15 protein-coding genes and 1 tRNA gene are annotated in these 12,832 nt (G+C 57.7%); 13 read left to right on the top strand and 3 right to left on the bottom strand.

The genetic code is table 11. The annotated features are described in order from the left end of the window. Positions 1 to 68: 68 nt before the first annotated feature. From ruvA to nadA, 13 genes are all read left to right on the top strand, one after another. Complete coding sequence (gene ruvA / locus AC5SEM_RS19150) at positions 69 to 677, top strand: Holliday junction branch migration protein RuvA (protein WP_034153418.1); 609 nt, start codon at positions 69 to 71, stop codon at positions 675 to 677. Continuing rightward, on the top strand, positions 678 to 1,739 hold the full coding sequence (ruvB, locus tag AC5SEM_RS19145) for a Holliday junction branch migration DNA helicase RuvB (protein WP_007912736.1): 1,062 nt from the start codon (positions 678 to 680) through the stop codon (positions 1,737 to 1,739). Positions 1,740 to 1,866: 127 nt separating this feature from the next. Next, a complete protein-coding gene (gene ybgC / locus AC5SEM_RS19140; protein ID WP_007912735.1) occupies positions 1,867 to 2,334 on the top strand; it encodes a tol-pal system-associated acyl-CoA thioesterase in 468 nt (155 codons plus the stop codon). Then, entirely contained in the window at positions 2,324 to 3,019 is a 696-nt protein-coding gene (gene tolQ / locus AC5SEM_RS19135; RefSeq protein WP_008080223.1) for a protein TolQ, read from the top strand. Before ybgC ends, tolQ begins: the two co-directional genes overlap by 11 nt. Positions 3,020 to 3,042: 23 nt before the next feature. After that, positions 3,043 to 3,495: a protein TolR gene (tolR, locus tag AC5SEM_RS19130; protein ID WP_161806672.1), complete on the top strand. Its 453-nt coding sequence runs from the start codon at positions 3,043 to 3,045 to the stop codon at positions 3,493 to 3,495. Beyond that, on the top strand, positions 3,495 to 4,577 hold the full coding sequence (gene tolA / locus AC5SEM_RS19125) for a cell envelope integrity protein TolA (RefSeq protein WP_016983827.1): 1,083 nt from the start codon (positions 3,495 to 3,497) through the stop codon (positions 4,575 to 4,577). The genes tolR and tolA overlap by 1 nt, the downstream gene beginning before the upstream one ends. A 17-nt stretch (positions 4,578 to 4,594) precedes the next feature. Then, entirely contained in the window at positions 4,595 to 5,875 is a 1,281-nt protein-coding gene (gene tolB / locus AC5SEM_RS19120; protein WP_174244523.1) for a Tol-Pal system beta propeller repeat protein TolB, read from the top strand. Between the two features lie 52 nt (positions 5,876 to 5,927). Continuing rightward, the gene (gene pal, locus AC5SEM_RS19115; RefSeq protein ID WP_003178634.1) at positions 5,928 to 6,425 is read left to right on the top strand and encodes a peptidoglycan-associated lipoprotein Pal; all 498 of its coding nucleotides are present in this window, start codon (positions 5,928 to 5,930) and stop codon (positions 6,423 to 6,425) included. A 6-nt stretch (positions 6,426 to 6,431) separates the two neighbouring features. After that, on the top strand, positions 6,432 to 7,265 hold the full coding sequence (ybgF, locus tag AC5SEM_RS19110) for a tol-pal system protein YbgF (RefSeq protein ID WP_077574278.1): 834 nt from the start codon (positions 6,432 to 6,434) through the stop codon (positions 7,263 to 7,265). A 166-nt stretch (positions 7,266 to 7,431) separates the two neighbouring features. Next, complete coding sequence (gene queE / locus AC5SEM_RS19105) at positions 7,432 to 8,079, top strand: 7-carboxy-7-deazaguanine synthase QueE (RefSeq protein WP_077574277.1); 648 nt, start codon at positions 7,432 to 7,434, stop codon at positions 8,077 to 8,079. 1 nt (position 8,080) lies between these two features. Then, positions 8,081 to 8,773 (top strand): 7-cyano-7-deazaguanine synthase QueC, encoded by a 693-nt coding sequence (queC, locus tag AC5SEM_RS19100; RefSeq protein ID WP_077574276.1) that lies wholly within the window; start codon positions 8,081 to 8,083, stop codon positions 8,771 to 8,773. Between the two features lie 62 nt (positions 8,774 to 8,835). After that, positions 8,836 to 8,911, top strand: a tRNA-Lys gene (locus AC5SEM_RS19095). A 271-nt stretch (positions 8,912 to 9,182) separates the two neighbouring features. Continuing rightward, complete coding sequence (nadA, locus tag AC5SEM_RS19090) at positions 9,183 to 10,241, top strand: quinolinate synthase NadA (RefSeq protein WP_016773509.1); 1,059 nt, start codon at positions 9,183 to 9,185, stop codon at positions 10,239 to 10,241. A gap of 135 nt (positions 10,242 to 10,376) precedes the next feature. Here the strand turns inward: nadA and AC5SEM_RS19085 are convergent, their stop codons facing one another. The 3 genes from AC5SEM_RS19085 to gcvT form a co-directional block, all read right to left on the bottom strand. Further along, positions 10,377 to 10,865 (bottom strand): RDD family protein, encoded by a 489-nt coding sequence (locus tag AC5SEM_RS19085; RefSeq protein WP_137218829.1) that lies wholly within the window; start codon positions 10,863 to 10,865, stop codon positions 10,377 to 10,379. Between the two features lie 96 nt (positions 10,866 to 10,961). Next, on the bottom strand, positions 10,962 to 11,174 hold the full coding sequence (locus AC5SEM_RS19080) for a cold-shock protein (protein ID WP_003227496.1): 213 nt from the start codon (positions 11,172 to 11,174) through the stop codon (positions 10,962 to 10,964). 403 nt (positions 11,175 to 11,577) lie between these two features. After that, positions 11,578 to 12,702, bottom strand: coding sequence for a glycine cleavage system aminomethyltransferase GcvT (gene gcvT, locus AC5SEM_RS19075; RefSeq protein WP_495471038.1), 1,125 nt, complete (start codon positions 12,700 to 12,702; stop codon positions 11,578 to 11,580). Positions 12,703 to 12,832 lie beyond the last annotated feature (130 nt).

Here is a 12,832-nt window from a genome sequence, read left to right as displayed (position 1 = left end):
CGTCGGCCCGGAATCCGCCTTTCGACAGTCGCCAGCCCACGGCTGGCCAACGCTCAAGGATCTGAAACGTGATTGGACGCTTGCGCGGCACTCTGGCTGAGAAACAGCCGCCGCACCTGATTCTGGATGTAAACGGCCTCGGGTATGAGCTGGAAGTGCCCATGACCACTCTTTATCGTCTGCCGTCGGTCGGTGAACCGCTGACCCTGCACACCCATTTGGTCGTACGTGAAGACGCGCAGTTACTCTATGGTTTTGCCGGCAAGCGTGAGCGAGACTTTTTTCGCGAGTTGATCCGTCTCAATGGTGTCGGGCCGAAATTGGCCCTGGCGTTGATGTCGAGTCTGGAAGTCGACGAACTGATCCGTTGCGTGCAGTCGCAGGACACCTCGGCCCTGACCAAGGTGCCGGGGGTCGGCAAGAAAACCGCCGAGCGTCTGCTGGTCGAGCTGAAAGACCGCTTCAAGGCCTGGGAAACTACGCCGGCCATGTTCGCGCTGGTACCGAATCAGCCGGACGGCCCAGCGCCGGTCAATACCGCCGAGAACGATGCGGTCAGCGCGCTGATTTCCCTGGGCTACAAGCCGCAGGAAGCAAGCAAGGCGATTACCGCCATCAAGGACAAGAATTTGAGCAGTGAAGACCTGATCCGCCGCGCCCTGAAGGGAATGATTTAAGTGATTGAAGCTGATCGTCTGATCACCGCCGCGCACAGCCCGCGCGAGCGCGAAGAAGTCCAGGATCGGGCCATTCGCCCGGTCAGTCTGGCCGACTATATTGGCCAGCCGACGGTGCGCGAGCAGATGGAACTGTTCATCCAGGCTGCTCGTGGTCGTAGCGAATCCCTCGACCACACGCTGATCTTCGGCCCGCCAGGTCTGGGCAAGACCACGCTGGCCAACATCATCGCCCAGGAAATGGGCGTGTCGATCAAGAGCACTTCCGGTCCGGTACTGGAGCGCCCGGGTGATCTGGCCGCATTGCTGACCAATCTTGAGCCGCACGACGTACTGTTTATCGACGAAATCCATCGTCTGTCGCCGATCGTTGAAGAAGTGCTGTACCCGGCGATGGAAGATTTCCAGCTCGACATCATGATTGGCGAAGGGCCGGCAGCGCGTTCGATCAAGCTCGATCTGCCGCCATTTACCCTGGTGGGCGCAACCACTCGCGCCGGTATGCTGACCAACCCGTTGCGTGACCGCTTCGGTATCGTCCAGCGTCTTGAGTTCTACAGCACGGCCGACCTGGCGACGATTGTCAGCCGTTCGGCAGCCATTCTCGGTTTGCCGCTGGATCCGGAAGGTTCTTTTGAGATCGCTCGTCGCGCCCGTGGCACGCCGCGAATCGCCAACCGTCTGCTGCGTCGGGTGCGTGATTTCGCCGAAGTACGTGCCAAAGGCCATATCACCAAAGCGGTGGCGGATCTGGCGCTGAATCTGCTGGATGTCGATGAGCATGGCTTCGATCATCAGGACCGGCGTCTGTTGCTGACCATGATCGAGAAGTTCGATGGCGGCCCGGTCGGTATCGACAGCCTCGCCGCCGCAATCAGCGAAGAACGCCACACCATTGAGGATGTGCTGGAACCGTATCTGATTCAGCAGGGCTACATCATGCGCACGCCGCGGGGCAGGGTGGTGACGCGTCATGCCTACCTGCACTTCGGTTTAAACATCCCGTCACGAATGGGTGAAATGCCCGTGGCAGACGAGTTTCTCGATGCCGTGGACGATTGATACACATTTTTTGTCGATTTATTCAGGGTTTGTACGGTCATAGGACGGTACTTTTGCGGTAAAGCTCTGAAACCATGAAAAACAGTTGCCTGGCCGGATTGGCAACCTGAGGAGTAAGCACTAGAGTATGCGCGCGCAAAACGGGCTTGAGCCGTTCGCACATCGTTGTCGCGTTTATTACGAGGACACCGATGCGGGCGGCATCGTGTATTACGTTAATTACCTCAAGTTTATGGAACGGGCTCGAACCGAGCGGCTTCGCGAGCTGGGCTTTGCCCAGTCGCAGTTGGCAGGGGAGGACCTGTTGTTCGTCGTGCATTCCAGCGAAGCGCGCTATCACGCGCCGGCGCGACTGGACGACGAACTGCTGGTAAGCGCTGATGTAATCGAATTGAACCGGGTCAGCCTGCGCTTCAAACAGCAGGTCAGGCGGGCAACGGATAATGTGCTGCTCTGTGAAGGGCAGTTTTTGGTGGCCTGTGTGCGCACTAACAGTTTGAAACCCCGGGCCCTTCCCGAAGACTTGCGTGCGGCCTTCGCCGACGCGGTCGGCCCGGGTACACACTCAAAGCAGGAGATAAAGCGTGGAAGCTAACGTCGTCGACCATTCCTCCATGTGGAGCCTGGTCAGCAATGCCAGCATCGTGGTGCAGTTGGTAATGTTGACCCTGGTGGCCGCATCGGTGACCTCATGGATCATGATCTTTCAGCGCAGCAATCTGCTGCGCGCCGGTCGACGCGCCCTGGAGAGCTTCGAAGAGCGCTTCTGGTCGGGTATCGACCTGTCCAAGCTGTACCGTCAGGCGGGCAGCAATCCTGATCCGGATTCGGGCGTGGAGCAGATCTTCCGTGCCGGTTTCAAGGAATTCTCCCGTCTGCGTCAGCAGCCAGGCGTTGATCCTGAAGCAGTAATGGAAGGCGTGGCGCGTGCCATGCGCGTGGCCATCTCCCGCGAAGAAGAAAAGCTGGAGCAGAGCCTGCCGTTCCTCGCCACCGTCGGTTCGGTCAGCCCGTATATCGGTCTGTTCGGTACCGTGTGGGGCATCATGAACTCCTTCCGCGGTCTGGCCAGCGCCCAGCAAGCGACCCTGGCCACTGTGGCCCCGGGTATCGCTGAAGCCCTGATCGCCACCGCGATTGGTCTGTTCGCCGCGATCCCTGCCGTAATCGCTTACAACCGTTTCGCTGCTCGCAGCGAAACCTTGCTGGGCCGCTACTACACCTTCGCCGATGAATTCCAGGCGATCCTGCACCGCAAAGTGCACACCAGCGAAGAATAAGCAGGTAATTTCCAATGGCTTTAATCGCTCGAGCTCGCAAAAAGCGCAAGCCGGTCGCCGAGATGAACGTGGTGCCTTACATCGACGTGATGTTGGTACTGCTGGTCATCTTCATGGTGACCGCGCCGATGCTCAATCAGGGCGTGAAAGTTGATCTGCCCAAGGTTTCCAGCGAAGCCTTGCCGCAGGACAACAACACGCAAGTCCTGACCATTTCGATCAAGGCTGACAAGACCTACTACTGGAACCTTGGCAGCGAAGTCGATACCGAGAAGCAACAGGACAGGGCCATGACCCTGCCGCAAATGACCGACGCGGTGACCAAGATCATTCGCGCCGGCACTGAAGGCGGCAAGCGTACCCAGGTCTTCATCCGCGGTGACAAGACCGTCGATTATGGTTCCGTCATGGGCGCCATGGGCGGGTTGCAGAAAGCCGGGGTCGGTAATGTTGGTTTGATTACCGAGGCCCCCTGATGCAGCAACAGCGAGAGCCGTCCGCCTCGGAAAGCTACTTCTGGCCTAGTGTTCTGGCGATTGTCCTGCACGTGCTGGTGTTCGGCATGCTGTTCGTCAGTTTTGCCTTTACACCAGAGCTGCCGCCGGCCAAACCGATCGTCCAGGCGACCCTCTACCAGCTGAAATCGAAAAGTCAGGCAACCACCCAGACCAATCAGAAGATTGCGGGTGAGGCGAAGAAATCCGCCGCGCGCCAGACCGAAGTCGAGCAGATGGAACAGAAGAAGGTCGAGCAGGAAGAGATCAAGGCCGCTGCGGAACAAAAGAAAGAAGAAGCGGCTCAAAAAGCCGAGGAAGCCAAGAAGGCCGACGAGTCGAAGAAAGCAGACGAGGCGAAAAAGGCTGACGAAGCCAAAAAAGCCGACGAAGCCAAGAAGACCGCCGAAGCCAAGAAGGCTGAAGAGAAACAATTGGCTGATATAGCCAAGAAGAAATCTGAAGAAGAAGCAAAAAAGGCTGCTGAAGAAGAGGCCAAGAAAGCCGCTGCTGAAGAAGCCAAGAAGAAGATCGTCGAAGACGCGAAGAAGAAAGCCGCCGAAGACGCCAAGAAGAAAGCTGAAGCTGAAGAGGCGAAGAAGAAAATCGCCGACGAAGCGAAGAAGAAAGCTGCTGCCGATGCTGCGAAGAAGAAAGCGCAGGATGCGGCACGCAAATCGACCGAAGATAAAAAGGCTCAGGCCTTGGCCGATCTGCTTTCCGACACGCCGCAGCGCCAGCAGGCCTTGGCTGATGAGCAGGGTGACGAAGTCGCGGGCAGTTTCGATGACCTGATTCGTGCGCGAGCGGCAGAAGGTTGGGCTCGTCCTCCTTCGGCACGCAAAGGCATGACGGTTGTATTGCAGATCGGCATGTTGCCGGACGGTACGGTGACCTCGGTTAGCGTGGCCAAGTCCAGTGGTGATGGTCCGTTCGATGCGTCGGCAGTCGCTGCAGTGAAGAATATTGGACGTTTGACAGAAATGCAGGGAATGAAGCCGAGCGATTTCGCTCCGTATCGTTCATTCAAGATGACATTCACACCTGAGGATCTAGCCTTGTGAGAAACCTTCTTCGAGGAATGCTGGTCGTGATCTGCTGCATGGCAGGGATCGCGATGGCGGATGAGAAAAACATTCTGGTTACCAGCGGCAGCGATCGGGCTACCCCGATTGCCGTTGTACCGTTCGGCATGCAAGGCGGTGCCGTGCTGCCGGATGACATGGCTGAAATCATTGGTAACGATTTGCGCAACTCGGGCTACTACTCGCCGATTCCAAAGCAAAACATGATCAGCCAGCCAAGCCAGCCGAGCGAAATCATCTTCCGTGACTGGAAGGCGGTGGGTGCTCAATACATGATGGTCGGCAGCATTGCGCCAGCCGGCGGTCGTCTGCAGGTGCAGTGGGCGCTGTTCAACGTGGCCACCGAACAGAAAGTGGCTGACGGCAGTGTTTCCGGTACCACCGAACAACTGCGTGACATGGCGCACTTCATCTCCGATCAGTCGTTCCAGAAGCTGACCGGTATTGAAGGTGCGTTCTCGACGCGTCTGCTGTACGTGACGGCTGAGCGCTTCTCCGAGAAGAACACCCGTTACACCCTGCAACGTTCTGACTATGACGGTGCCCGCGCCGTGACTCTGCTGCAATCGCGCGAGCCGATCCTGTCGCCGCGTTTCGCACCGGATGGCAAACGCATCGCTTACGTATCGTTCGAGCAGAAGCGTCCGCGCATCTTCATGCAGAACATCGACACCGGTCGCCGCGAGCAGATCACCAACTTCGAAGGCCTGAACGGTGCACCAGCCTGGTCGCCGAACGGTGATCGCCTGGCGTTCGTACTGTCGAAGGACGGTAACCCTGACATTTACGTGATGAATCTGGCTTCGCGTCAGATCAGCCGCGTAACCAATGGGCAAGGCATCAATACCGAACCGTTCTGGGGCAAGGATGGCTCGACCATCTACTTCACCTCCGACCGTGGCGGCAAGCCGCAGATCTATAAAACCAGCGTCGGTGGCGGTGGTGCCGAGCGTGTTACGTTCATTGGCAACTACAACGCCAACCCGAAACTGTCGGCAGATGAAAAGACTTTGGTGATGATTCATCGTCAGGATGGCTTCACCAATTTCAAGGTGGCAGCTCAGGATCTGCAGCGAGGTAGTGTAAAGATCCTCACTGATAGCACTCTGGACGAGTCACCTACTGTTGCGCCCAACGGCACCATGGTAATCTACGCCACCCGCCAACAGGGCCGGGGAGTCTTGATGCTCGTGTCCATTAATGGACGCGTTAGGCTCCCGCTTCCTACCGCTCAAGGCGAAGTCAGAGAACCGTCCTGGTCCCCTTACCTGAAGTGAGCGGGCGCTACACGTTTTACTTAACACACTGGGGTTCATTAGGAGTTTCACGATGGAAATGCTGAAGTTTGGTAAATTTGCTGCGCTGGCTCTGGCCATGGCTGTAGCTGTAGGTTGCTCGTCCAAAGGCGGCGACAACGCCGGTGAAGGCGCTGTTGATCCAAACGCTGGTTACGGCGCAAACACTGGTGCCGTTGACGGTTCCCTGAGCGAAGAAGCTGCTCTGCGCGCAATCACCACCTTCTACTTCGAATACGACAGCTCGGACCTGAAGCCAGAAGCCATGCGCGCTCTGGACGTTCACGCCAAAGACCTGAAAGCAAACGGCGCTCGCGTTGTTCTGGAAGGCAACACCGACGAACGTGGTACTCGTGAGTACAACATGGCACTGGGCGAGCGTCGTGCGAAAGCCGTTCAGCGCTACCTGGTACTGCAAGGTGTTTCCCCAGCTCAGCTGGAACTGGTTTCCTACGGCGAAGAGCGTCCAGTTGCTACCGGCAACGACGAGCAGTCCTGGGCTCAAAACCGTCGCGTCGAACTGCGTAAGTAATTCGATATGCGAACGTGCCGTCGTGCTGTAACTGTTCTGGCTCTCAGCCTCGCGCCGCTTGCGGCGTGGGCTGCGGTTCCTGTGGTCGATGACAACTCCGGTTATAACAATAGCGGGAGCAGTTATCCGCCTGCGGGTTACGGTACGAACGGCGCCTATGCCGGGGGAGCGGCTTCGGCCCCTACCTCGGCACAAGGCATGCTGTTCAACCAATTGCAACAGATGCAGGATCAGATATCGCGCCAGCAAGGTGTGATTGAAGAACTGCAGAATCAGGTTGCGCGCATGAAGCAGGAATCCCTGGAGCGATACCAGGATCTTGATCGGCGCATAGGATCCGGTGCTGCACCTGCCGCGACTCCTGAGAATTCTTCTGCCGGTGGCGATGCAAGTGCTGCTGCCGGTGCTGCCGCTGGCGCCGGGGCTGCTGCCCAGGCACCTGCTGCAAGCAGCGAACCGGGTGATCCGGCCAAGGAAAAGCTGTATTACGATGCCGCTTTCGACCTGATCAAAGCCAAGGATTTCGACAAGGCCAGCCAGGCTTTTGCCGCTTTTCTGCGCAAATACCCGAACAGCCAATACGCGGGCAACGCCCAGTACTGGTTGGGTGAAGTGAATCTGGCCAAAGGCGATCTGCAAGGTGCAGGTCAGGCTTTCGCCAAGGTTTCGCAGCTGTATCCCAAGCATGCCAAAGTGCCGGATTCGCTGTACAAGCTGGCTGATGTAGAGCGCCGCCTCGGTCATACCGACAAGGTCAAAGGCATTCTGCAGCAGGTGGTGGCCCAATATCCGGGTACCTCTGCCGCTCAGTTGGCTCAACGCGATCTGCAACGCATGTAAGCAAGCTTGACCCGTTTGGAAGAAACCCGCGCTTGTCGCGGGTTTTTTCGTTAGAATTCACGCCCTTTTTCTGAAACACGCTTCTTGCGGTCTACGCGTTGGCGGGATTGCCTGAAGTGCCTGACGGAGGCGGACAGCCTGTTTAGCTGTTACGCCCGTGGCGACTATGCAAGACACATTGAGAATCACCGAAGTTTTCTACTCGTTGCAGGGGGAAACGCGGACTGCCGGGCTGCCCACGGTTTTTGTGCGCCTGACCGGTTGCCCTTTGCGTTGCCAATACTGCGACAGCGCCTATGCCTTCAGCGGCGGCACCATCCGCACCCTCGACGACATCCTCGAGCAAGTGGCCGGATTTCGTCCGCGCTACGTCTGCGTCACCGGCGGCGAGCCGTTGGCACAGCCGAACGCCATTCCTTTGCTTAAACAGTTGTGTGATGCCGGTTATGAGGTCTCGCTGGAAACCAGTGGCGCCCTCGACGTCTCGGCGGTCGACCCGCGCGTCAGTCGCGTTGTCGACCTGAAGACGCCGGATTCGAAAGAAGCCCATCGCAACCGTTACGAGAACATCGAACTGCTGACGCCCAACGATCAGGTGAAGTTTGTCATCTGCTCGCGGGACGACTATGACTGGGCCGTCTCCAAACTGATTCAGTACGGTCTCGATCGGCGTGCCGGTGAAGTGCTGTTTTCCCCAAGCCACCATGACCTCAATGCCCGCGATCTGGCGGACTGGGTGGTGGCGGACAACCTGCCGGTGCGGTTGCAGTTGCAGTTGCATAAATATCTGTGGAATGACGAGCCGGGGCGCTGATATGACCGAACAACTGAACACTCTCGAAAAACGCGCAGTCATCCTGCTGTCCGGGGGCCTCGATTCGGCGACCGTCGTGGCCATGGCACGCGCCGAAGGCTACCGCTGCTACACCATGAGCTTCGACTACGGCCAGCGTTCGCACGCCGAACTGCACGCCGCTGCCCGCGTCGCCCGCGACCTGGGCGTGGTCGAGCACAAGGTGATTGGGTTGAACCTCAATGGCATGGGCGGCTCAGCGCTGACCGACACCAGCATCGACATCCCCGAAGAGCTGGGCGAAGGCATTCCGGTGACGTACGTGCCGGCGCGTAACACGGTGTTCCTGTCGCTGGCGTTGGGCTGGGCAGAAGTGCTCGGTGCACGCGACATCTTTATTGGTGTCAACGCCGTGGACTATTCCGGTTACCCGGATTGCCGCCCGGAGTTCATCGAGTCGTTCGAGCGCATGGCCAATCTGGCGACCAAGGCCGGCGTTGAAGGCAACGGCTTCCGCATTCAGGCGCCACTACAGAACCTGAGCAAGGCGCAGATCGTCGAGGCGGGCGTGAAGCTCGGCGTTGATTATGGCCTCACCGTGTCCTGCTATCAGGCCGACGATGACGGCCGCGCGTGCGGTAAATGCGACAGCTGCCGCCTGCGTGCAGAAGGCTTCGCGGCAGCTGGTGTGGACGACCCAACACCTTATTTTTGATTATTTTCAAAAAGGTGTTGAATAGTCCTTAAAAATCAGTATTATACGCGCCACCACACAGCGGGTCGTTAGCTCAGTTGGTAGAGCAGTTGGCTTTTAACCAATTGGTCGTAGGTTCGAATCCCACACGACCCACCATATTTGGCGGTTTAGAAAATCCGGAAGGCCCACGAAAGTGAGGATTTCCGGGTTTTTTTTTGCCTGCAATTTCGCTCCGCGTTATTTCAATACCCGCAGCGCTGACGCAGGTCAGAATCATCTTTTGTATCAACGGGATATTCTGTAGCCTTGCGCAGCTTCAACGCTGTCCGTGCCTGATAATACTCACTCTCCCGGCGGTACCCTCAAGCGGTCCGGAGCCGGGTGTATACTCGACTTTCGCGCGAAAGCGCCTGCAGGTCTTGCGAACATGACGCAGATTTCCGAACGCCTTCTGGTTCAAGCCCACCTCGATGCCAAACAGCCCAAACCGCTGACGGCTGAGGAAGAGGCTTATTACCGTTCTGCCATCGCCGCCGAGCTCAAGGCTCAGGACGCGGTGCTGGTGGCCCACTTTTATTGCGATCCGGTGATTCAGGCTCTGGCCGAAGAAACCGGTGGCTGTGTCTCTGACTCCCTGGAAATGGCCCGCTTCGGCAACGCTCATCCGGCCAAAACCGTGGTGGTCGCCGGCGTGAAGTTCATGGGCGAGACCGCGAAGATCCTCAACCCGGAAAAACGTGTGTTGATGCCGACGCTTGAGGCAACGTGCTCGCTGGATCTCGGTTGCCCGGTCGACGAGTTCTCGGCGTTCTGTGATCAGCACCCGGAGCGCACGGTGGTGGTCTATGCCAACACCTCTGCGGCGGTCAAAGCCCGGGCTGACTGGGTAGTGACGTCGAGTTGCGCGCTGGAGATCGTCGAAAGCCTGATGGACAACGGCGAGACCATCATCTGGGGTCCGGACAAGCACCTCGGCACCTACATTCAGCGCAAGACCGGGGCGGACATGCTGCTCTGGGACGGTGCCTGCATCGTTCACGAAGAGTTCAAGTCCAAGCAGCTCGAAGACATGAAGGCGCTGTACCCGGATGCTGCGATCCTCGTGCACCCGGAATCGCCAACGTCGGTGATCGAGTTGGCGGACGCCGTCGGTTCTACCAGTCAGCTGATTGCCGCTGCACAGTCATTGCCGAACAAGACGCTGATCGTTGCTACAGACCGTGGCATCTTCTACAAGATGCAGCAGTTGTGCCCGGACAAGGTCTTCATCGAGGCGCCAACCGCCGGTAACGGCGCCGCGTGCCGCAGTTGCGCACATTGCCCGTGGATGGCCATGAATACCCTTGAGCGCACGCTCAAGAGCTTGAAGGAAGGGACGAACGAGATCTTTGTTGATCCGGCGTTGATTCCGCAGGCGATTCGGCCGTTGAAGCGGATGCTCGACTTTACTCAAGCTGCACGGATGAAGCTGGCCGGTAACGCCTGAGATCTTTCAGGCAACGAATAAACCTGTAGGAGTGAGCCTGCTCGCGATAGCGGTGTGTCAGATAACAATTATGTTGACTGATACACCGCTATCGCGAGCAGGCTCACTCCTACAGTGGTTTTTGGCGTCTGGAAATTATTTGGTCTTCTTCGGGATCCGGACGACGCGGGTATCGGAATAGATGTCATGCCACGTGCGCTTCTGCTTGTCGTACAGCGACCAGAAGAATCCCAGCCCCACGCACAGCCACGACGCAATCGACACCATAAACCGCAACAGCGCCTGCCACAGGCTGATCGCCGTGCCATCGGCGTTCTGCACACGAATGCCCCACACCTGCATGCCCAGTGTCTGCCCGCCATGGGTCCAGAACTTGGCGAAGAATCCGAACAGCACCAGTACCAGCACGGTGGAGTACAAGGGATCACCGTCCAGTTGCCCGGCATCTGTCATTACCCGCAGGCGCTCTTCGCCGATGATCGCTGCCTGGATCATCTTGTAGATGCCGCCGGTTACGATCAGCAGCGCGGTGCACAGCAGAAAGTCGTAGAACATCGCTGCCAAGCGACGGCCAAGGCCTACCGGAGGGAAATCCCCTTGGGGCGTGAGCAGGTTTTTCGACATGGCAGCCTCTGGACGCAAAATGAAGCGCCATTTTACGGATTCGCGCGCACAAAAAAGCCCCTGATATCAATATCAGGGGCTTTTTCGTAACAGAAATCAGGCTTCTGCTTGTACTTCGTCAGCCTGCATGCCTTTCTGGCCTTGCACAGCAACGAAGGTCACTTTCTGGCCTTCTTTCAGGCTTTTGAAGCCGTTGCCCTGAATGGCGCGGAAATGCACGAACAGATCCGGACCGCTTTCTGGAGTGATAAAACCAAAACCTTTCTCGTCGTTAAACCACTTGACGGTACCGCTCTGACGTGTGGACATTTCTTATTTCCTTTGACGCAAAAATTGATGACAGTCTCTTTCTCATGAAAGAGTACTGGGGCTGGTTGCAGGAGAGTAAGAAGACGTCGAACGGGATGTAGCTAACTTGTAGGCTACTGCCCAGGTCACGATTCCAAGCTGACCCATGCAAACACAGTGGACAAACTCTACGCCAACTACGGGAGAAAAAACAAGCCCTGCGAAGCCCCCGGTTTTACTGAGCTTTAGCAAGTTAATCCTTTCACTAGTGCGGGCTTAGACGATTGGCTCGTTCAATTGTTTTCGAACGTTATAAGCAAAGTTCATATTCGAATCGATTGTTAGAAAATGCACTTTTTTGTGGCGATTGCGTGACACATTAGTGCACGCATTACGCAATCGCGTTACTTATAGAAACAGTCAATCAACCACGATAGTAGCGTTGTGGAACAAATGGCATTTTGCTTACAAGCATTTGCACCTTTTTCCCACGCACGATGGCCCAAACCGGTGTATCGATGGCGACATAAGCGCTGTCGAGGTAACCCATTGCCAGCGGACCGCCCAGCGTCGGACCGAAGCCGCCGCTGCACACGCTGCCGATGATTTCGCCGGCTTCGTTGACGATTTCTGCGCCTTCACGCACCGGGGTGCGTTCCTGTGGCAGCAGGCCGACGCGTTTGCGTGCGACACCGTTCTGCTGCTGAGCGAAAACGTTCTCCGCGCCCGGGAAACCGCCGGCCCGCGCGCCATCAGCGCGACGTGGCTTGGAGATCGCCCACAACAGGCTGGCTTCGATTGGGGTGGTCTCGGTGTTCATGTCGTGGCCATACAGGCACAGGCCGGCCTCCAGGCGCAGCGAATCGCGGGCCCCGAGGCCGATGGCCTGGACTTCCGGTTCAGCGAGCAGGGCGCGGGCGAGTTTTTCCGCGTCGGCGGCCGGAACGGAGATTTCGAAACCGTCTTCACCGGTGTAGCCCGAACGGCTGACGAAGCAGTCGACACCCAGCAGATTCACACGGGCGAACTGCATAAAAGTCATTTTTTCAACGGAAGGTGCCAGTCGCGCCAGCACGGTGACCGCCGCCGGACCTTGCAATGCCAACAGCGCACGCTCTTCGAACAGCGCCGTAATGGTGCACTGAGCGCCGATGTGTTTTTGCAGGTGGGCCAGGTCCTGATCCTTGCACGCGGCATTGACCACCAGGAACAGTTCGTCATTGCCGAGGTTGGCGACCATCAGGTCATCGAGGATGCCACCGGTCTCGTTGGTGAACATCGCATAACGCTGCATGCCCACCGGCAGATCGATGATGTCCACCGGCACCAGGGTTTCCAGGGCTTTGGCGGCATTGGCGCCGGTCAGGCGGATCTGGCCCATGTGCGAGACGTCGAACAACCCGGCCTGTTCACGGGTGTGCTGGTGTTCCTTCATAACGCCGAGCGGGTATTGCACTGGCATGTCGTAGCCGGCGAACGGCACCATGCGGGCGCCGAGTTCGAGGTGCAGAGCGTGCAGCGGGGTTTTCGACAGTTGTTCGGTGGACATGCGTGGCTCCTTGAAAATTTGAGTTTGGGTAAGAGGCAAGATCAAGATCAAAAGCCCCTCACCCCAGCCCTCTCCCAGAGGGAGAGGGAGTTAGGTACGTTTATCTCCCGGAGGGAGAGGGCTGGGGTGA

The sequence above is a fragment of the Pseudomonas sp. CH61 genome (assembly GCF_059429415.1).
Note: the sequence above shows the minus strand (reverse complement) of the source record. Positions and strands in the feature narration are given on the sequence as shown.